Consider the following 18,849-nt stretch of genomic DNA (forward strand, 5'->3'; position numbering starts at 1 on the left):
ACTTGTGGTGCAGGACACAAGCGAAACTGTCTCGTTTCGCTAGGTCGGGGGAGTACCTTCAGGTGTACGAAACAGTTTCGTTCGTTTGGTTGATCATCCCGATGACCGGCCGCCGACGTACGATCCAGCAGGCGCAACGGACAAGGAGGTCGGGACATGGCACGCAGTCGGCTCACGCCGGAACGCGAGAGCGAGCTGTACACCTCCGTGCTCGACCTGCTCGGCGAGGTCGGATACGAGGCCTTGACCATGGACGCCGTTGCCGCCCGCACCCGTTCCAGCAAGGCCACCCTCTACCGCCAGTGGGGGAGCAAGGCCGAGCTGGTCGTCAAGGCACTCCGGCACGACAAGCCGGTGCACCTTGCCGAGATCGACACCGGTTCGCTGCGCGGCGACTTCAACGCCGTACTGCTGCGCACCGACGACTGCCAGATGGAGAAGAACTCCGCGCTGATGCGGGGCCTGACCCATGCCATTCATGAGAATCCCGATCTGTTCCAGGCGCTGCGCGAGCTGCTGATCGAGCCGGAGATGACCGGTCTCGGGGTGCTGCTCCAGCGGGCCGTGGACCGGGGTGAGGTGCGTCCGGACAATCCGGCGCTCCCGTATGTACCGCACATGATGATCGGCGCTTTCGCCGCCCGTGAGATGGTCGACGACCGCTCGGTCGACCGGGCGTTCCTCACCGACTATGTCGAAGCCGTGGTGTTCCCCGCCCTCGGCGTCTGACGTCCCCTTTCTTTTTCCTTCTTTGCCGAGGACCCCTCCCCGAAGCTCCACCTGACACGCCGCTCTCGTCGTCGGGCCGGTTCCTCACGCCCTTTTCCACTCAACGACCTGACCGGGAGTACCCCTCCGTGGCCACATTCCTTTACAAGCTCGGCCGGCTTGCCTTCCGGCGCCGCCGCTATGTCGCCCTCGTCTGGGTGGCACTGCTGGCGCTCGCCGGATTCGGTGCCGCCTCCGCGTCCACCGCCACCTCCAGTTCGTTCTCCATCCCCGGTACGGAGGCCCAGAAGGCCTTCGACCTGCTGGAACAGCGCTTCCCCGGGGGCAGCGCCGACGGCGCGACCGCCCGGGTCGTCTTCAAGGCACCCGGCGACCAGAAGGTGACCGACGCCGCCAACAAGTCCGAGGTCAAGGAGATCGTCGCCGAGCTGAAGTCCGGCTCGGACCAGATCGCCTCCGTCGCCGACCCGTTCGCGGCGAACGCCGTCAGCAAGGACGGCTCGACCGCGTACATCTCCGTCTCCTACGACGTCAGCTCGATGGAGCTCACCGACGGGACGCGCGAGGCGCTCGAGGAAGCGGGCGAGGCCGCGCAGAGCAGCGGAATGACCGTGGAGATCGGCGGTGACGCGCTCCAGGTGATGCCGGAGACCGGGGCCACCGAGATCATCGGTGTCGCCATCGCCGCGGTGGTCCTCGTGATCACCTTCGGTTCGCTGATCGCGGCCGGGCTCCCGCTGCTCACCGCGCTCATCGGCGTCGGGATCGGCGTCTCGCTGATCACGGCCCTCGCGAACGTGTTCGACCTGGGCTCCACCACGTCCACGCTCGCGATGATGATCGGCCTCGCGGTCGGCATCGACTACGCGCTCTTCATCGTCTCCCGCTACCGCGCCGAACTGGCCGAGGGCCGGGAGCGTGAGGAAGCCGCAGGCCGGGCCGTCGGCACCGCCGGGTCCGCGGTCGTCTTCGCGGGTCTGACCGTCGTCATCGCCCTGGTCGGCCTCGCTGTCGTCAACATCCCGATGCTGTCGAAGATGGGCTTCGCCGCCGCGGGCACGGTCGCGATCGCCGTCCTCATCGCGCTCACCCTCGTCCCTGCGCTGCTGGGCTTCGCGGGCAAGCGGGTCATGGGGCGCAGGGCGCGCAAGGCCGCCGAGGCGGAGAACAAGCCCGAGGCCAAGCCGAACATGGGCACCCGCTGGGCGCGGTTCGTGCTGCGCAAGCCGGTGTGGGTCCTGCTCACCGGGGTCATCGGCCTCGGAGTCATCGCCGTACCCGCGGCCTCGCTGGAGATGGGCCTGCCGGACGACGGTTCCCAGCCGAAGAGCACCACGCAGCGCCAGGCCTACGACCTGCTGTCCGACGGGTTCGGTCCCGGGTTCAACGGTCCGCTGCTGGTCGTCGTCGACACGAAGGGCAGCTCGGACGGCAAGACCGCGGTCGACCAGGTCTCCCAGGAGATCGAGGGCATCGGCCATGTCGCGGCCGTCACCCCGGCCACCTTCAACAAGGCCGGCGACGCCGCGACCATCACCGTCATCCCGAAGGACCGTCCGAGCTCCACCGAGACGGAACAGGTCGTCCACGCGATCCGTGACGCGGGTGCGGACATCAAGAGCGACACGGGTGCCGAGGTGCTGGTCACCGGTGCCACGGCGATGAACATCGACTTCTCGCAGAAGATGAACGACGCGCTGCTGCCCTATCTGGCGCTCGTCGTCGGCCTGGCCTTCCTGCTCCTGATGGTGGTCTTCCGCTCGCTGCTGGTGCCGCTGAAGGCGGCCCTCGGCTTCCTGCTCTCGGTCGTAGCGGCCCTGGGCGCGGTCGTCGCGGTCTTCCAGTGGGGCTGGCTCGGCTCGCTCTTCGGGGTCGAGCAGACCGGACCGATCATGAGCATGATGCCGATCTTCATGGTCGGTGTGGTCTTCGGCCTCGCGATGGACTACGAGGTCTTCCTGGTCACCCGGATGCGTGAGGCGTACGTCCACGGGGAGACGCCCGGCCAGGCGATCGTCACCGGTTTCCGGCACGGTGCCCGGGTGGTCACGGCCGCCGCGGTGATCATGATGGCGGTCTTCGCGGGCTTCATCGGCTCCCACGAGTCGATGATCAAGATGATCGGCTTCTCGCTGGCCATCGCCGTCTTCTTCGACGCCTTCGTGGTCCGCATGGCCATCGTGCCGGCGGTGCTGGCCCTGCTCGGCCGGCGTGCCTGGTGGCTGCCGCGCTGGCTGGACCGCGCACTGCCGAACGTGGACGTGGAGGGCGAGGGCCTGCGCAAGGGCCTGGCCGACGGCCCGGCGGACGGCGAGGAGCGCGAACTGGCCCGCGTCTGATCCGCGGTCCGAGCCGCACGTACCCCGGGGTCCGCGTCTGAGCGGAGCGCGGCCCCGGTGCACCGGTTACCTGTGGGGACGGGGGACCGGGGCGACAGAGAGCCCCCGTGCACGCGGCACGGGGGCTTTCGTCATGCAGTGCGGTCCGGCGCCGCCCGGCGTCATGCGCGGGTGACGGAGGCGGCCGGGGCGGGGGCCGGGGCAGGGGCGGCGGGGGGAGGAGCGGGGGCGGGGGTCCGGCGCTCGATGGCCTCGTGCGTACGGTGCAGGAAGCGGATCAGCGGCGCGACGTCGAACTGGAACACGGCGACGCCGTCCGGGGAGTGCAGTTCCAGGACCAGCTGGGCGCGGCCGCACGGCCAGACCCGTATGTCGTCGCGTGTGACGGGGGCGCGGAGTCCGCCTTCCAGGAGGTCGCGGCCGAACGCCCAGTCGACGCCGCCGGGAAGCCGGACGTGGACGGTCTGCGGGGCGTCGGTGTCGCAGGTGAGCTCGACGGGGACCAGCCGTGGGTCGGGTCCGTCGGTGATGAGCCGGGCTCTGGCATGTTCTTGGATCACGAGGGACATGGGCCGGCTCCTCCTGTGTATGCATCTCTCCCCTCCAATGTGCCATATGTCCCATATTGGGCACGTTGGGAGGCGTGAGCAGTTGTGTCGCGTACGCTCTTGCGAACTGTTTGCAACAGGGCACTATCATTGAGCGGTTCCCGACCCCGCCCGCGAAAACGCCCGAAAGCGGAGCCACTCCATGCATGTACCCGACGGATTCATCAATGCACCCGTCTCCGCCGTCGCCGGCGTCGTCGCCGCAGGCGCGGTCGCCGTCAGCCTCCGGGGTGCTCGGCGAGAACTGGGCGGCGCCTCCCTCTCGGACGGAACCGGGGGCGGGGGAGAGCGCACCGCCCCGCTGGCCGGTCTGGTCGCCGCCTTCATCTTCGCCGTGCAGATGCTGAACTTCCCGGTCGCCGCCGGCACCAGCGGCCATCTCCTGGGCGGGGCACTGGCCGCGATCCTGGTCGGGCCGTACACGGGAGTGCTCTGCATAGCGGTCGTCCTGCTGATGCAGGGAATCCTCTTCGCCGACGGCGGTCTCACCGCACTCGGCGTGAACATCACGGTGATGGGCGTCGTCACCACGGTCGTCGCCTACGGCCTCTTCCGCGGGCTGACACGTGTGCTGCCCCGCGGGCGCCGCGGGACGACCGTCGCGTCCTTCGTGGCCGCCCTGGTCTCCGTACCGGCCGCTGCCGCCGCCTTCACCCTGATCTACGCGATCGGCGGGACCACCGACGTCCCCATCGGCAAGGTTCTGACCGCGATGGTCGGCGTCCACGTCCTGATCGGCATCGGTGAGGCCGCGATCACCGCGCTGACCGTCGGTGCCGTCATCGCCGTGCGCCCGGACCTCGTGTACGGCGCCCGCGGACTCGCGGCCCCGCTCAAGCTCCGCGTCGGCGGCGAGCTCATCGACGCCCCGGCCGCCGCTCCCACTCCCGTCGCCGTCGCGGCCCGCTCCACACGCAAGGTCTGGGCCACCGGCCTGGCCGCCGCCCTCGTCCTCGCGGGCTTCGTCTCCTTCTACGCCTCCGCGAACCCGGACGGCCTGGAGAAGGTCGCCGCCGACAAGGGCATCGACGAGAAGGTCCAGGAGCACGGCGCCGCCGGCTCCCCCCTGGCCGACTACGGCGTCAAGGACATCAGTGACGCCCGGATCTCCGGCGGTCTCGCCGGAGTGATCGGGGTCGGTTCCACCGTCGCCGTCGGCACCGGAGTCTTCTGGGCGGTGCGCCGACGCCGTACCTCCGAAGCGCCGGCCACCCCCGTCACCGGGGCCGTCTGACATGGGCGCCGGCCACGCACACAAGCTCTACCGGCACGGGCACTCACCGGTCCACGACCTCCCCCCGCACTGCAAGCTCGCCGCCGTCCTGTGCTTCGTCGTGGTCGTCGTCTCCACCCCGCGCGAGGCCGTGTGGGCCTTCGCCCTGTACGCGGTCCTGCTCGGCGTCGTCGCGGGCCTGGCCCGGATCTCCGCCGGGTTCCTGCTGAAGCGGCTGGCCATCGAAGTGCCGTTCGTGGCGTTCGCGCTGCTGATGCCGTTCGTGGTGCCCGGCGAGCAGACCGAGCTCCTCGGCGTCTCCGTCAGCGTGCCCGGCCTCTGGGGCGCCTGGAACGTCCTCGCCAAGGGCACCCTCGGCGTGGCGGCCTCGGTCATCCTGGCCTCCACCACCGAGCTGCGCTCCCTGCTGCTCGGGCTCCAGCGGCTCCGGCTGCCGCCGATGCTCGTCCAGATCGCCTCCTTCATGATCCGGTACGGCGATGTGATCACCGACGAGCTGCGGCGGATGTCGATCGCACGCCGCTCCCGCGGATTCGAGGCGAGCGGCATACGGCACTGGGGTGTCCTGGCCAAGACGGCCGGTGCCCTGTTCATCCGGTCCTACGAGCGCGGCGAACGGGTCCACCTCGCGATGGTCAGCCGCGGCTACACCGGCACCATGCCCGTCATCGACGAGGTGACCGCCTCCCGCACCCAGTGGGCGTACGCCTCGGCACTCCCCCTGATCGCCCTCGCCGTGTGTCTGCTGGGATGGACCGTATGAGCCCGTACACCGCCGCACCGTCCCTCGAGGTCAGTGGCCTCGCCTATGCCTACCCCGACGGTCACCAGGCCCTCTTCGGCGTCGACCTGACCGTGGCCCGCGGCGAACGGGTCGCCCTCCTCGGCCCCAACGGCGCCGGCAAGACCACCCTCGTCCTGCACCTCAACGGCATCCTCGACGCGGGCGCCGGCAGCGTCCGGGTCGCGGGGCTGCCCGTGCAGAAACGCCACCTCGCCGAGATCCGCCGCCGGGTCGGCATCGTCTTCCAGGACCCCGACGACCAGCTCTTCATGCCGACCGTCCGCGAGGACGTCGCCTTCGGACCCGCCGCGGCCGGACTGCGCGGCCCGGAGCTGGAGCAGCGGGTCATGGCCGCGCTCGAGCAGGTCGGCATGGAGGAGTTCGCGGCACGTCCCCCGCACCACCTCTCCTTCGGCCAGCGCCGCCGGGTCGCCGTCGCCACCGTCCTCGCGATGGAGCCCGAGATCCTCGTCCTGGACGAGCCCTCCTCCAACCTCGACCCGGCCTCCCGTCGCGAACTCGCGGACATCCTGCGCTCCCTGGACGTCACGGTGCTGATGGTCACCCACGACCTGCCGTACGCCCTCGAACTCTGCCCGCGGGCCGTCATCCTCAGCGACGGGGTGATCGCCGCCGACAACCGCACACAGGACCTCCTCTGCGACGAGGAACTGATGCGCAGCCACCGGCTGGAGCTGCCCTTCGGCTTCGACCCGCGTTCCGTGTCCGTTCCGCATACGTGAACATGGGGTGACCCGCCAGCCGCCCGACCTGCGGCGGGATGCACCATGGGGGGATGAGCGGGAGCGCGGGAGCAGGCGTGGATGTACGGGGCACGGTGACGCCCGGGTTCGAGGCGGTACGGGATGCTTTCGTCCGTAACTTCGAACAGCGCGGGGAACGGGGAGCGGCCGTGGCCGTCTACCGTCACGGGCGCAAGGTCGTGGATCTGTGGGCCGGTACGAGAGATGTCGACGGGGCCGAACCGTGGGCGGTCGACACCGTCCAGGTCGTCCGCTCGGCCGGAAAGGGCGTCGCCGCGGCCGTGCCGCTGCTGCTGCACCAGAGGGGCCAGGTGGACCTGGACGCCCCGGTCGGTACGTACTGGCCCGAGTTCAAGGCGAACGGCAAGGAACGCGTCCTCGTACGCCATCTCCTCGCGCACCGCGCCGGACTCGCCGCACTCGACGGGACGCTGACGCCCGAGGAGGCCGCCGACGGGACCTCCGGTCCGCGGGCGGTCGCCGCCCAGCGGCCCCTGTGGGAGCCCGGCACCGACCACGGGTACCACGCCCAGACCTACAGCTGGCTCATCGGTGAACTGGTGCGCAGGACCACCGGACGCACCATCGGCCGCTGGATCGCCGAGGAGATCGCCCGCCCGCTCGGCCTGGACTTCTGGTTCGGACTCCCGGCGGACGAGGCGCACCGGATCGGACGGATCGGCCCCGTCGAGCCGCCCGCGACCGAGCACAACGGGGGCGCCCTGCGCATGCGCCCCAAGCGTTCCGTGGTCGAGGCCTACCGGGACCCCGCCACGCTCACCCGCCGTGCCTTCGGGGCCATCGACCCCTTCCCCGACGAGAACGACCCCGCCTACCGTGCGGCCGAACTGCCCGCGTCCAACGGTGTCGCCACCGCGCGCGGACTCGCCCGCTGCTACGCGGCGATGATCGGTGAGGTGGACGGCCACCGGCTGTTCGCCCCGGCCACGCTCACCCTCGCCCGCACCGAGGAGTCCGAGGGACCGGACCGGGTCCTGGTCGTCAACACCCGTTTCGGCCTCGGGTACATGCTGCACGGCACGGCCGCCCCGCTCCTGGCCCCCGGCTCCTTCGGCCACCCCGGCCGCGGCGGCTCGCTGGGCTTCGCCGACCCGGAATCGGGCATCGCGCTCGGCTATGTGACGAACGGCCTGCAGAAGGGAGTCACCGCCGACCCCCGTGCCCAGGCCCTGGTCAGGGCAGTACGTTCGGCTCTATGACTTCTTCTCCCGCCGGTGCTTCCCCTGCCGCTCCTTCCGCTGCACGCTTCGACGGGTACGCCGTACTCCTCACGGGCGCCGGCCGGGGCATCGGCGCGGCCACGGCCCACCGGCTGGCGGCCGAGGGTGCGGCCGTACTCGTCACCGACCTGGACGCCGGCCGGGCCGCGCACACCGCGAAGGAGATAGGGGAACGGGGCGGCACCGCCGAGTCCCTGGCCTGCGACGTGGGCGACCGGGCCGCCGTCGAGGCGGCTGTCGCCCACGTGGTCACGGCCTTCGGCCGGCTCGACGTCCTGGTCAACAACGCCTACGCCAACCATGAGGACGCCCCCCTCTTCGAGGACGAGGCGGACGAATTCTGGGACCACACCCTCGACATCACCCTGACCGGCCCCTACCGCTGCTCCCGCGCCGCGCTGCCGCACCTGGTGGCGTCCGGGCGGGGCGCGATCGTCAACATCGGCTCGGTCAACGGGGAACAGGACTTCGGCGGCCACGCCTACAGCGCCGCCAAGGCGGGCCTGGCGAGCCTGACCCGGACGCTGGCCGGCCACGCGGGCCCGCGCGGGGTGCGCGTCAACCTCATCGCCCCGGGCACGATCCGCACGGAGGCCTGGGCCGGCCGCGACGCCGAACTGGAGCGGGCCAGCGCCCTCTACCCGCTCGGCCGGCTCGGCGCCCCGGACGACATCGCGTCCGCCGTCGCGTTCCTCGCCTCCCGCGACGCGTCCTGGATCACGGGGACGACACTGCGGGTGGACGGCGGACTGCTCGGCGTCAACACAGGCTTCCGCAACGCGTTGTCGCAGGTCGGGGAAACTCGCTAGCCGGGGCGCGAGCCGTGTCCTAACCTCCCTCGATGATTGATCACGGATTCTCGGACCGGACCGGCCGGCGCGTCACCCTGCGCGAGGTGGACAGCGGCAACTGGCGTGCGGTCGCCGATGTGGCCCCCCTGGACAGCCAGCGCGACCACGTCCCCGCGCTGGCTGCCCGGTACCTCCTGCTGTCGATGCGCGAGGACACCTGGCACTCGCTGGCCGTCCACGCCGGCGACCCGGCGCTCGGGCATGTGATGTGGGCCCGGGACGACGACGGCTCGTACTGGATCGGCGGCATGCTGATCGACGGCCCCGAGCAGGGCAAGGGCATCGGGCGCGCGGTCATGCGCACGCTCACCGCCTGGCTCGCGGAACAGGACGGCTGCGAGGTCGTCCGGCTGTCGTACGCCCCGGGCAACACCGCCGCGGCAACGCTCTACACCTCTCTCGGCTTCCGGCCCACGGACGCCGTCGAGGACGACGAGGTGGTCGTCGAACTGCCCGCACGGGACGCGGTTGTCGGACCCGTGTGACAGAGTGACCGGCCCTGGAGGAAGCGGTGCTGAAGACACGGGGTGACGTCGATGGGTGACTTCTTCGAGCGGATCGTCGATCTGGAGGCGACCGGCGAGGAGGCCGGGCCGCTCGCCGCGCGGATGGTCGACTGGATGGTCGACCAGGGGCTGATCACCCGTGAGCTGTCCGGCGACGCGATGTACAGCATGAACGTGGACCTGGGCCATGTGCCCGGCCCCGACTGGGCGCGGGCCGTGGCCGACGCCTCCGACCCGACGTGGATCCCCGCCCCGGTGGCGGTCATCGTCGGCCGGGACTACCACGTCGGCGGACAGGGCGCGGACACCGCGGACTCGGCCACCTGCCCCCGGTGCGGGACGAGGACCGTGGTCATCGACTACCCGGAGGAGTTCGAGCCGGACGAGGAGGTCTGGCAGCCGTTCAGGGACGGCATCAGGACCTGGAAGGAGACCGGCGAGGGCACAGCGCCCTGCTCCGCCTGCGGAGTCTCCTCGCCGGTCACCGAGTGGGACTTCGGGTCCGGATTCGACCTCGGCGCGCTCGCGTTCGACTTCTGGGGGTGGCCGCCGCTCAGCGTGCGCTTCCTCGCGGAGTTCCGGAGGGAGCTGGGCCACCGCACGGAGGAGCAGTCGGGGAAGTTCTGAGGCCGCCCCCGCCCCGCCCTGCTGCGTCTCCCCGGCTCAACTCGTGTGCAGCATGAGCCCGATGCCCACGACCATCAGCCCGGCGGCCGCGATCCGTGGGGCGCCGAAGCGTTCCTTGAAGAACAGCGTCCCTATCGCGGCTCCCACGATGATCGAGGACTCCCGCAGCGCGGCGATCGGGGCGAGCGGAGCCTTCGTCTGCGCCCACAGGACGAGCGCGTACGCGGCGAAGGACAGGCTCGCGCCCACCAGTCCACGCGCCATGAACGGGGAGAGCTGGGCGGCCAGTTCACCGCGCCGGCGCCAGTACGTGTACGCCGGGATCGCCACACCCTGCACGATCATCAGCCAGGCGATGTAGCCGAGCGGTGTCCCCGAGGCGCGCACCCCGACCCCGTCGACCGTCGTGTACCCGGCGATCGCCAGACCCGTCGCGAGGGCCGCCAGGACCGCGGGCCCGTGCGGCCGTCTGCCGGAACCGCGGATCCCCCACAGGGCCAGCCCGACGAGCCCCGCCGAGGCCACCGCGACGCCCGCGGTCGCCCAGGCGTCCGGGCGCTCACCGAGGAAGAGGGCGGCCAGGACCGTCACCACGAGGGGGGCCGTGCCCCGGGCGATCGGATACATCTGGCCGAAGTCGCCCAGCGTGAACGACCGCATCAGCAGCACCATGTACGCCACGTGCAGGCCCGCGGACAGGAACAGGTACGGCCAGGCCCCGGCCGCCGGGAGCGGCACGAAGCAGGCCACGAGAACCCCGATCAGCGCCCCGCCGCCGGAGATCAGGGTGAAGGACAGGAGCTGGTCGCGTATCGCGTGCGCGATCGCGTTCCAGCTGGCGTGCGTGATCGCGGCGGCCAGGACGGCCGCCGCCACCAGCGGGGTCACGCGGTCCGCTCGCGCACGTCCACCAGCGTGCCGCCCGCGTACTCGATCACGCGCTTCGGGTCGAGCGGGAAGACGGTGTGCGGGATGCCTTCGGCTGTGCTCATGGTTCGCACGCTAGCGCAGTCATTTGGAGACCATGGGGCCGGTACCCGGACCGCCATCCTGTCCGGGCTGTTGACCGAACAACAGTTCCCTCATTGCGAGACAAGGTAGCCCATCAGGCGAATTGCACTAAATCCGAGAATGGCAAATGTGAGATGCGTGGAATAGGGCGGAATGGGGTCGTTACCGGTCATCCATTGGTTCGACAGGTGGCGATGAAGAGCTTGCGGCCTGATGGTGGTGATCGTTAAGATTGATCGACCAACTCGCGCTACGTTAAGGGATGATGAATGAAGTTCTCTCGTGTTCGCATCGCAGCTGCACTTTCTGCTCCGCTTACTGTTGCTACTCTTTTTGTGGCGGCGCCCCAAGCGGCGGCGGCTACGGGAACCTCTTGTGATGTCAGTTCCGGTACCGGATGCCTAAGGCTTTTCTATAACAGCAACAGAACCGGTTCCTACGTTTACTTTTACGGGAGTAACGTTTCCGACTTCGCGCCGTACACTTTCCTGGGTGCGGGTTCCGGGAAGGGTCTGGGTGTGAAGAATAACGCCGCCTCGGGGGACAACGTTTCACCGAACCCCACCACGATATTCTACAACAGCAATTACGGTGGATCCTGCGACACGCTCACGGACTACGCCATCGCTTCTCAGTTGCATAACACGTACAACAATAACGCGTCCTTCAAGTTCAACTACACCTCGTCCTCCTGTTATAAATTCTGATGATTTCGCGGTGTAGCCATGCCCGCACCACCATCCTGGTGCGGGCATGGCTACGCCATGTCATGCTTCTGCGCACGGGAACGGCACTCGGTGAATAAGCATCAACTCTTCTTTGGAGACCGTCGACTGCTCGCGAGTGCAGCGACGGTGGCGTTTCTCGGCCTGCTCGCCGGTTGCGGTGATTCGCAGAGCGAACATACCGCCGACGGGTCCGAGGCCCACAGGCGGTCGAACGATTCCGCGAGTCCGTCCCCAGCGGTTACAGGCGATTACACATTTCGGCTCCCCATAGCGAAGTACTCCTATACGGAGGTGGAGGATGCCGTGATCAGGAGCGCGGAGGATGTGCTGACCGAGCAGTGCATGCGAGGGCTCGGTATGCCCTACCGGGCTGTCCCAATCCCCGAAACGTCCCGGGCGTCCGATCGAAGGTACGGGCTGTCGAGTGCGGACGACGCAGCCCGCTACGGCTACCACCTGCCGCCCGAGCCTTTGTTCGATCCGCATGAGGGCCTCAGCGCCGAGACGCTGTCAGCCCTGTACGGCAGATCTTCAGGCTCCACGGGAAATCCCGCACCGAAAGGGAAGGTCCCCCCGCGCGGCTGCCGAGGCCAAGCCGTCGAGGCATTGTCGTCGAAGCACCGATATACGGTCGGCGCGGAGATCGCGAGCGATATCGCCAACCGCAGTTACCAGGAATCCAGGCAGGACCGGCGGGTGCGGGCCGCCGTAAACCGGTGGTCATCGTGCATGGCCGAGCATAGCTACTCCTATCCCGACCCGATGGCTTCGTTGGGGGACAAGCGTTTCCTGGGAAAGGAGGTCACCAATCAGGAAATAGAGACCGCTCAGGCCGATCTCGACTGCAAGTCCAGGACCTGGCTGCTGCAGATCTGGTATTCGGTAGAGGCGGACATCCAGAAGGACAGGATTGCCCAGCATTCCGAGGAGCTCGAGAAGCTCGAGAAGGCGCATGTCTCCAAAATCGCCGAGGCTCGGCAGATCACTTCGCAGGGCTGACGTGACAGGACGCTTCAGCAAACGGGCGATGGTTCCAGGGCACAAGGCAGGCTCAGGACCCGGCTCGCAGCACGGTCGCCACCGCCTGTCCTGGCGCCCTGGCGTGTGTGTCGCGGCTATCAGGACGGCGACCGACGCACCGTCACTTCGTCCGCTCGCGCACGTCCACCAGCGTGCCGCCCGCGTACTCGATCACGCGCTTCGGGTCGAGCGGGAAGACGGTGTGCGGGGTGCCCGCCGCGGCCCACACCACCGCGTGGTCGAGCAGGCCGCGGTCGGCCAGTACCCGGGTCCTCGTGACGTGGCCGAAGGGCGGTACGCCGCCGATCGCGTACCCCGTGGTCTCCCGGACCAGGTCGGCCCCGGCCCGCTTGACCTTTCCGGCGCCCAGCTCGCTCCGTACGCGCTCGACGTCCACCCGGGACGAACCGTCCATGAGGACGAGGACCGGGGCGCCGTCCGCCTCGAAGATCAGCGACTTGACGATCTGGCTGAGCTCGCAGCCGATCGCCGTGGCGGCCTCGACCGCGGTGCGGGTGGCGTCGGGGAAGCGGCGTACCTCGACGTCGAGACCCAGCTCACGCAGGGCCTCGGCGAACCGGGGGTGGGCGTCGGACGGGGTCGCGGTGGGGGTCATGTCGGATGTGCTCATGCCCGGCACGCTACTGAAAGGCCCGGCTCCCGCACCAGGCAGTTCCGGTCCGTCCCCGCCGGGGCGGGGACGGACCGGACGACTGAGGCCCGGTCAGGAACCGGCCCGCAGGACCGCCGCCACCACCGGACCGGCCGCGTCGCCGCCGTGGCCGCCGGACTGGACGACCGCGGCGGCCGCGAGGTCGTTGTTGAAGCCGGTGAACCAGCTGTTGGACGTGCCCTGCCCGTCGACCTCGGCGGAGCCGGTCTTGGCGCCCTTGTCGCCGCGGACCGAGGACATGGCCGCCTTGCCGGTGCCCCAGGAGGCGGTGGCCCGCATCATGTCGTTCAGCTGCCGGGTGACGTTCTGCGACAGCGAGCGGGAGGCCACGGCGAGCTGACGGTCGTCCAGTTCGCGCGGCACGAGGACGGGCTGGCGGAACGTTCCGTTGCGGGCGGTGGCGGTGATGGACGCCATGTTGAGCGCGTTCATCTGGACGGTGCCCTGGCCGATGTACTGAGCCGCCGCCACTCCACCGCTCGCCTCGGGCACACTCCCGTCGACCGAGACGACACCCGTCTTCCAGTTGAGGCCGATCCCGAAGACGTCCCGGGCCTCCTTGGCGAGCGCGGCGTCGTCGTTCACATCGTCGATCTTCTTGATGAAGGCCGTGTTGCAGGAGCGGGCGAAGCTCGTGGTGAACGTGTCCGTGTCCGGCAGCGAGAAGTACTTCAGGTTGTGGAAGGTGTTCCCCTGGTACATCACGTCCTTGGGGCACTCGATCGGGCTGTTCGCCGAGGCGAGCCCCTTCTCGATGAGCATCGCGGCCGTCACGATCTTCATCGTGGAACCGGGCGCCTGCTCGCCCTGCATCGCCGCGTTGAAGCCGGTCGCCGGGTTGTTGGCCACCGCGCGGATCGACCCGGTGGACGGCTTCACAGCGACCACCGACGCCCCGCTGAACTGCTTGACCGCCTTCTCGGCCGCCGCCTGGGCGCCGGCGTCGAGCGTCGTCTGCAGCCGGCCGGGCTTCCCCTTGGCGAGGGTCAGCAGCGTCGTGTCGGGAAGCTGCGTGTCCGCGGGCTCGATCCAGGTCTCGATGCCCGGAGAGCCGCCGGTGCTGTCGCCGTACTTCTCGCGCAGGCTGTCCAGGATCGGCCCGAGCGACGGGTACTTCTCCTTGTCGAGCACCTTGCCGTTGTGGTCGACGGCCTCGATCGCCGCCGTCGAGGACTCGCCGGTCTTCAGCGACGCGCCCTCGGTCAGCTGGGGGTGGATCACCGTGGGCTGCCAGTCGACGAGGGCCTTGCCCGTGGTCAGGCCGCGTACGACGGTCAGTTCGGAGGCGTACGACCAGGGCTTGGTCTTCCCCTCGTACGACACCGTGGCCTTCACCGTGTACGGGACCTTCGTGCCGACGGCCGGGCCCGGAGTGATCACCGCCTTGGTGACGTGGGCCGCTTCGCTGTAGCCGGTCAGCAGCGGCCCGGCGACGTCCTCGTTGTTGGTGAGCAGGGCGGCGGCCGCCGCGTCGCCGGACGCCCATGCCTTGAGGAACCCTTTCGCGGTCTCCTCGATCTCGGACTTGCTGGGCGGTCCCGTCCGCACCTCGGAGGACGCCGACGCGGACTCCGTACCGCCGGCCTCACCGCCCCCCAGCACCACGTTGTACACGCCGTAGCCGAGTCCTCCGGCCACAAGCACGAACACCCCGCCCACAACGGCGACTTTCGCTCCACTGCGCATCTGTGCAGTCCCCTCCCCAGGAGTCCCCCTTGAACGCGTTCAAGGGGGGATGTCCTCGGCACTGTACGGGACAGGTGTGACGACTGAGGAGGTTGTTATCGGACGGCGACGATCTCGGCGAGAGCGCTCTCTCCCGTCCTCACACCCAGCTGTCCAGCCACATCCGGTCCCGCCAGGAGTTCTCCGGAAGCGATGTCCCCGTGTAGAGCGGCCAGAAATAGACGAAGTCTCGCGGTCCGCGAGCTCACGTTCCTGAGCGGGGCGTATGGCTGCTGGAAGGGCTACGGGCGGCGCTGGGGCCGCCTCTGGGCCGTCGTGCCTGCCTCGAGCACTCCTTGGGCGTAAAGCCGAGAGTGCGCAATGCCCGCAAACATCATCATCTGAGCCTGAAGAGCAGCTGTTGTGTGGCTATAGCGTGATGTGTCCTGCGCCTCGCGTATCCCGCTCGCTGGCGTACGCTCCAGCCACTCGTCAACATCCTCGATGAGTGCGTGATGGGCGGTGTAGACCGCATTCGCGAGACCGGTCACCGCTGCTTGCTCGTCGTCGGAGAGCATGAGCCGCAGGACCCATTCGGCAGCCTGCATCTCGCGTATCCGGTCGTGAACAGCGTCCCGTTTGGTCTGGAGTTCGCTGTCGGTGCCAAGCGTGCCCTGAACGTGTTGTCGGACGATCCGCATCTGGCGGCGGACCGTATCGACGGAAAGGACCAGATCTGAGTAGGCGGCGCGCTTGCGGGCGATCGTCTCGGCATCGTGGGCCGCACCGTGTTGTAGACGTACCACGTTCAGTTGTGAGCGGGCTTGGAGCCGCGAGCTTGCCCACGTAGTCAGGGCGCCAACAATCGCTCCGCTGGCGCCAAGCCCCGCCCCTACGACTACGGCCCACTGCCCGTCCATGGCGCTGACGATATGGCGCCTCAGGACTCCGGGACAGGCCTTTTGAAGACCTCCTCGATCGCCTTTCGTGTTCGTCCCTCGCTGCTCGGCATGAGGTGTTTGTGTACGTCCTGAGGGTGAAGCCCGGATCAGCGTGTCCGAGGTACTGGCTCAAGGCTCGGATGTTCTCGCCTGCGTCCAGCAGGACCGAGGCTTAGAGGTGCCGCAGGGCGTGCATCCCGTGCTGAAGCGCGGAAGAGTAGCGCTCACCTTCCTAGGCCGCGCGGGGCAAGAGGAACTGTCGGAGGTGTCAGGCGGCGTCACGGGTGGTGTCAGGACCCTCGTGACGTCGATGGTCGGGCCGTCTGTGGGCCGTCCGAGGGTGGCCAATGGTCACCGATGGTGGCCGACAACCACCAAGAGGGCGCGGCCATAGGCCGCGCCCTCTTGGTGCTCCCGCCCAGCTACACCCAGCTGTCCAGCCACATCCGGTCCCGCCAGGAGTTCTCCGGAAGCGATGTCCCCGTGTAGAGCGGCCAGAAATAGACGAAGTTCCAGACGATCAACAGCACCAGCACGCCCGCCGCGATCGCTCCCAGCGTCCGTCTGCGCTCGCCGGTGGGATCACCGGTGCTCAGGCCCAGTTCGTGCTTGGTCCCGGTGCCGGCCGCCGGGCCCAGCAGGGCGCCGATCATCATCGTCACCGCCAGGCACAGGAACGGCACGAACACGACCGCGTAGAAGAGGAAGATCGTCCGCTCCTGGTAGAAGAACCAGGGCACCCAGCCCGCCGCCACACCGCACGCGATCGCGCCCGCGCGCCAGTCGCGGCGGAAGAACCAGCGCCACAGCACGTACAGCAGCGCCACGCACCCCGCCCACCACAGCAGCGGGGTGCCGATCGCCAGCACCTCGCGGGCGCACTTGCCGGTCTCCGACGTGAGGCAGCCCGTCTTCTCCTCGTAGAAGTACGAGACGGGGCGGCCCAGGACGATCCAGCTCCACGGATTGGACTGGTACGTGTGGCCCGAGGTCAGGCCGACATGGAACTCGTACACCTGGTTCTCGTAGTGCCACAGGCTGCGCAGCCAGTCCGGCAGCCAGGTCCAGCTGCCGCCCTTGCCCTCGGTGGCCGCCCAGTTGCGGTAGTAGCCCTTGTCCGTGACGATCCAGCCGGTCCACGAGACGAGGTACGTGCCGATCGCGACCGGCACCGTCGAGACGAACGCGGGCAGCAGGTCCCGCAGGACCACGGCCCGGTACGGCTGCGCCGCACCCGCCGTGCGCCGCGCGCCCACGTCCCACAGCACCGCCATCACACCGAACGCGGCGAGGATGTACAGCCCGTTCCACTTGGTCGCGAAGGCCAGGCCGAGCATCACGCCGGCGGTGATCCGCCACGGGCGCCAGCCGAGGCGGAGCGTTTCGGCGACATGGGCGTCCGGGCGCAGTACGCCGTCCTCGTCGACCGGCAGCGCGGCGGCCAGCCTGCGGCGGGCCCAGTCACGGTCGATGAGGAAGCAGCCGAACGCCGCGAGCACGAAGAACATGAGCACGAGGTCGAGCAGGGCCGTGCGGCTCATCACGAAGTGCAGCCCGTCCACGGCCAGCAGCGTGCCCGCGAGACAGCCCAGGAACGTCGAGCGGAAGAGCCGCCGGCCGATGCGGCACAGCATCAGCACGGAGACGGTGCCGAGCAGCGCCACCATGAACCGCCAGCCGAACGGTGTGAAGCCGAAGACCTGCTCGCCGAAACCGATGATCCACTTGCCGACCGGCGGATGCACGACGTAGCCGGGGTCCACCGGGATGTCCACCGAGGACGGGTCCTTGAGGATCAGCTTGTCGACGTCCTTGGGCCAGGCGCCCTCGTACCCCTGGTTGACGAGCGCCCAGGCGTCCTTGGCGTAGTACGTCTCGTCGAATATCACCGCCTTGGGGCTGCCCAGGTTCCAGAACCGCAGCACCCCGGCCACCAGTGCCACCAGCAGCGGCCCGCCCCAGGCGGACCAGCGGACCAGGTGGTTCGCCAAGGTCGGGGGCACGGCGAGCACGTCCCAGAACTGGCCTCCCGGGCGGGTGTACGGCGGAACCAGCCGCTCGCGCAGCCCCGTTCCCGGCCGCGGGGAATGGCCGAAGCGGCGCAGCCGCTGCTGCCAGGAAGGCGGCTGGTCGCCGGCGTCGTTCCCGGCGTCGTGGCCCTGCTGGGCTTCGGGCGCAGTACTCGTCACCGCGCCATCGTAGGGAACGCATCTGTGCGAGTGGTGCCGCCCGTGCTGGGAGGATGGCCGATGTGACTGGAACGACTGGAACGCTCGTACTGGCAGGGACCCCCATCGGCGACGTGGCGGACGCCCCGCCACGCCTCGCCACCGAACTGGAGACGGCCGATGTCGTGGCCGCCGAGGACACCCGGAGGCTGCGCAGGCTCACCCAGGCGCTCGGCATCCATACGACGGGGCGTGTCGTCTCCTACTTCGAGGGCAACGAGTCGGCGCGTACGCCGGAACTCGTCGAGGCGCTGGTGAACGGCGCGCGTGTCCTGCTGGTCACCGACGCCGGAATGCCGTCCGTCTCCGACCCCGGGTACCGGCTCGTCGCCGCGGCCGTGGAGAAGGACATCAAGGTCACCGCGGTACCGGGGCCGTCCGCGGTACTGACCGCGCTCGCGCTGTCCGGCCTGCCGGTCGACCGGTTCTGCTTCGAGGGCTTCCTGCCCCGCAAGGCCGGCGAGCGGCTGGGGAAGCTGCGCGAGGTCGCCGGGGAGCGCCGCACGATGGTCTTCTTCGAGGCGCCGCACCGGCTGGACGACACCCTGGCCGCGATGGCCGAGGTGTTCGGCGCGGCCCGCAGGGCCGCCGTGTGCCGTGAGCTGACCAAGACGTACGAGGAAGTGAAGCGCGGGCCGCTCGGCGAGCTGGCGCAGTGGGCGGCCGAAGGAGTGCGCGGCGAGATCACCGTTGTGGTCGAGGGCGCCACCGACACCGGGAACGAGGGGCTGGACGCCGCCGAGCTGGTGCGCAGGGTGCAGGTGCGCGAGGAGGCGGGGGAGCGGCGCAAGGAGGCCATCGCGGCGGTCGCCGCCGATGTGGGCCTGCCCAAGCGCGAGGTGTTCGATGCGGTCGTCGCGGCAAAGAACGCGGCCAGGACCGGCCCCGCGTAGGGCAAAG

Annotated in this window: 18 protein-coding genes and 2 pseudogenes; 12 read left to right on the top strand and 8 right to left on the bottom strand. The window is 69.4% G+C overall.

The features are described 5' to 3' along the window. Positions 1-156 precede the first annotated feature (156 nt). Both OG257_RS22590 and OG257_RS22595 read left to right on the top strand, forming a co-directional pair. Positions 157-729: a TetR/AcrR family transcriptional regulator gene (locus OG257_RS22590; RefSeq protein WP_329210139.1), complete on the top strand. Its 573-nt coding sequence runs from the start codon at positions 157-159 to the stop codon at positions 727-729. 128 nt (positions 730-857) lie between these two features. Then, positions 858-3,068: an MMPL family transporter gene (locus OG257_RS22595; RefSeq protein WP_329210141.1), complete on the top strand. Its 2,211-nt coding sequence runs from the start codon at positions 858-860 to the stop codon at positions 3,066-3,068. 161 nt (positions 3,069-3,229) lie between these two features. Here OG257_RS22595 and OG257_RS22600 read toward each other — a convergent pair whose 3' ends face one another. Beyond that, on the bottom strand, positions 3,230-3,637 hold the full coding sequence (locus tag OG257_RS22600) for an SsgA family sporulation/cell division regulator (protein ID WP_329210143.1): 408 nt from the start codon (positions 3,635-3,637) through the stop codon (positions 3,230-3,232). Between the two features lie 181 nt (positions 3,638-3,818). On the opposite strand from OG257_RS22600, the gene OG257_RS22605 reads away from it, so the two are divergent. From OG257_RS22605 to OG257_RS22635, 7 genes are all read left to right on the top strand, one after another. After that, positions 3,819-4,910 (top strand): energy-coupling factor ABC transporter permease, encoded by a 1,092-nt coding sequence (locus OG257_RS22605; RefSeq protein ID WP_329210145.1) that lies wholly within the window; start codon positions 3,819-3,821, stop codon positions 4,908-4,910. 1 nt (position 4,911) lies between these two features. Further along, on the top strand, positions 4,912-5,673 hold the full coding sequence (gene cbiQ / locus OG257_RS22610; RefSeq protein ID WP_329210147.1) for a cobalt ECF transporter T component CbiQ: 762 nt from the start codon (positions 4,912-4,914) through the stop codon (positions 5,671-5,673). Then, a complete protein-coding gene (locus OG257_RS22615) occupies positions 5,670-6,437 on the top strand; it encodes an energy-coupling factor ABC transporter ATP-binding protein (protein WP_329210148.1) in 768 nt (255 codons plus the stop codon). The genes cbiQ and OG257_RS22615 overlap by 4 nt, the downstream gene beginning before the upstream one ends. A 77-nt stretch (positions 6,438-6,514) precedes the next feature. Next, positions 6,515-7,678, top strand: coding sequence for a serine hydrolase domain-containing protein (locus OG257_RS22620; RefSeq protein WP_329215283.1), 1,164 nt, complete (start codon positions 6,515-6,517; stop codon positions 7,676-7,678). After that, the gene (locus OG257_RS22625; protein ID WP_329210150.1) at positions 7,675-8,508 is read left to right on the top strand and encodes an SDR family NAD(P)-dependent oxidoreductase; all 834 of its coding nucleotides are present in this window, start codon (positions 7,675-7,677) and stop codon (positions 8,506-8,508) included. The genes OG257_RS22620 and OG257_RS22625 overlap by 4 nt, the downstream gene beginning before the upstream one ends. A 32-nt stretch (positions 8,509-8,540) precedes the next feature. Continuing rightward, positions 8,541-9,035 carry a GNAT family N-acetyltransferase gene (locus OG257_RS22630; RefSeq protein WP_329210151.1) on the top strand — a complete coding sequence of 165 codons (495 nt, stop codon included), beginning with the start codon at positions 8,541-8,543 and terminating at the stop codon, positions 9,033-9,035. A gap of 51 nt (positions 9,036-9,086) precedes the next feature. Further along, the gene (locus OG257_RS22635) at positions 9,087-9,683 is read left to right on the top strand and encodes a hypothetical protein (RefSeq protein ID WP_329210153.1); all 597 of its coding nucleotides are present in this window, start codon (positions 9,087-9,089) and stop codon (positions 9,681-9,683) included. 36 nt (positions 9,684-9,719) lie between these two features. On the opposite strand, the gene OG257_RS22640 is transcribed toward OG257_RS22635, so the two are convergent. Both OG257_RS22640 and OG257_RS22645 read right to left on the bottom strand, forming a co-directional pair. Next, positions 9,720-10,571 (bottom strand): DMT family transporter, encoded by an 852-nt coding sequence (locus OG257_RS22640; RefSeq protein WP_329210154.1) that lies wholly within the window; start codon positions 10,569-10,571, stop codon positions 9,720-9,722. Further along, a pseudogene (locus OG257_RS22645) lies at positions 10,568-10,666 on the bottom strand (YbaK/EbsC family protein); the annotation flags it as partial. The gene OG257_RS22640 and the pseudogene OG257_RS22645, both read right to left, overlap by 4 nt. A 297-nt stretch (positions 10,667-10,963) precedes the next feature. Here OG257_RS22645 and OG257_RS22650 point away from each other — a divergent pair. Next, positions 10,964-11,401, top strand: coding sequence for a hypothetical protein (locus OG257_RS22650; RefSeq protein ID WP_329210156.1), 438 nt, complete (start codon positions 10,964-10,966; stop codon positions 11,399-11,401). A 345-nt stretch (positions 11,402-11,746) separates the two neighbouring features. Continuing rightward, positions 11,747-12,421, top strand: a complete 675-nt coding sequence (locus OG257_RS22655) for a hypothetical protein (RefSeq protein WP_329210158.1) — start codon at positions 11,747-11,749, stop codon at positions 12,419-12,421. Between the two features lie 142 nt (positions 12,422-12,563). On the opposite strand, the gene OG257_RS22660 is transcribed toward OG257_RS22655, so the two are convergent. The 5 genes and pseudogenes from OG257_RS22660 to OG257_RS22680 form a co-directional block, all read right to left on the bottom strand. Beyond that, positions 12,564-13,073 carry a YbaK/EbsC family protein gene (locus OG257_RS22660; RefSeq protein WP_329210159.1) on the bottom strand — a complete coding sequence of 170 codons (510 nt, stop codon included), beginning with the start codon at positions 13,071-13,073 and terminating at the stop codon, positions 12,564-12,566. A gap of 93 nt (positions 13,074-13,166) precedes the next feature. Then, a complete protein-coding gene (locus tag OG257_RS22665; RefSeq protein WP_329210161.1) occupies positions 13,167-14,801 on the bottom strand; it encodes a penicillin-binding transpeptidase domain-containing protein in 1,635 nt (544 codons plus the stop codon). A 281-nt stretch (positions 14,802-15,082) separates the two neighbouring features. After that, positions 15,083-15,700 carry a hypothetical protein gene (locus OG257_RS22670; protein WP_329210163.1) on the bottom strand — a complete coding sequence of 206 codons (618 nt, stop codon included), beginning with the start codon at positions 15,698-15,700 and terminating at the stop codon, positions 15,083-15,085. A 20-nt stretch (positions 15,701-15,720) separates the two neighbouring features. Next, positions 15,721-15,950, bottom strand: a pseudogene (locus tag OG257_RS22675) (tyrosine-type recombinase/integrase); the annotation flags it as partial. 193 nt (positions 15,951-16,143) lie between these two features. Next, positions 16,144-17,910, bottom strand: coding sequence for a dolichyl-phosphate-mannose--protein mannosyltransferase (locus tag OG257_RS22680; RefSeq protein WP_329210164.1), 1,767 nt, complete (start codon positions 17,908-17,910; stop codon positions 16,144-16,146). Between the two features lie 53 nt (positions 17,911-17,963). On the opposite strand from OG257_RS22680, the gene rsmI reads away from it, so the two are divergent. Further along, positions 17,964-18,842 carry a 16S rRNA (cytidine(1402)-2'-O)-methyltransferase gene (gene rsmI, locus OG257_RS22685; protein ID WP_329210165.1) on the top strand — a complete coding sequence of 293 codons (879 nt, stop codon included), beginning with the start codon at positions 17,964-17,966 and terminating at the stop codon, positions 18,840-18,842. The last annotated feature ends 7 nt before the right edge of the window (positions 18,843-18,849 follow it).

This window comes from Streptomyces sp. NBC_00683 (assembly GCF_036226745.1).
GTDB lineage: Bacteria > Actinomycetota > Actinomycetes > Streptomycetales > Streptomycetaceae > Streptomyces.

Bases quoted from the DNA above. Each gene is read 5' to 3' on its own strand.
- OG257_RS22590 (WP_329210139.1), top strand. From the start codon at position 157: ATGGCACGCAGTCGGCTCACGCCGGAACGCGAGAGCGAGCTGTACACC.
- OG257_RS22600 (WP_329210143.1), bottom strand. From the start codon at position 3,637: ATGTCCCTCGTGATCCAAGAACATGCCAGAGCCCGGCTCATCACCGAC.
- OG257_RS22605 (WP_329210145.1), top strand. From the start codon at position 3,819: ATGCATGTACCCGACGGATTCATCAATGCACCCGTCTCCGCCGTCGCC.
- cbiQ (WP_329210147.1), top strand. From the start codon at position 4,912: ATGGGCGCCGGCCACGCACACAAGCTCTACCGGCACGGGCACTCACCG.
- OG257_RS22615 (WP_329210148.1), top strand. From the start codon at position 5,670: ATGAGCCCGTACACCGCCGCACCGTCCCTCGAGGTCAGTGGCCTCGCC.
- OG257_RS22625 (WP_329210150.1), top strand. From the start codon at position 7,675: ATGACTTCTTCTCCCGCCGGTGCTTCCCCTGCCGCTCCTTCCGCTGCA.
- OG257_RS22630 (WP_329210151.1), top strand. From the start codon at position 8,541: ATGATTGATCACGGATTCTCGGACCGGACCGGCCGGCGCGTCACCCTG.
- OG257_RS22635 (WP_329210153.1), top strand. From the start codon at position 9,087: ATGGGTGACTTCTTCGAGCGGATCGTCGATCTGGAGGCGACCGGCGAG.
- OG257_RS22650 (WP_329210156.1), top strand. From the start codon at position 10,964: ATGAAGTTCTCTCGTGTTCGCATCGCAGCTGCACTTTCTGCTCCGCTT.
- OG257_RS22660 (WP_329210159.1), bottom strand. From the start codon at position 13,073: ATGAGCACATCCGACATGACCCCCACCGCGACCCCGTCCGACGCCCAC.
- OG257_RS22665 (WP_329210161.1), bottom strand. From the start codon at position 14,801: ATGCGCAGTGGAGCGAAAGTCGCCGTTGTGGGCGGGGTGTTCGTGCTT.
- OG257_RS22670 (WP_329210163.1), bottom strand. From the start codon at position 15,700: ATGGACGGGCAGTGGGCCGTAGTCGTAGGGGCGGGGCTTGGCGCCAGC.
- rsmI (WP_329210165.1), top strand. From the start codon at position 17,964: ATGGCCGATGTGACTGGAACGACTGGAACGCTCGTACTGGCAGGGACC.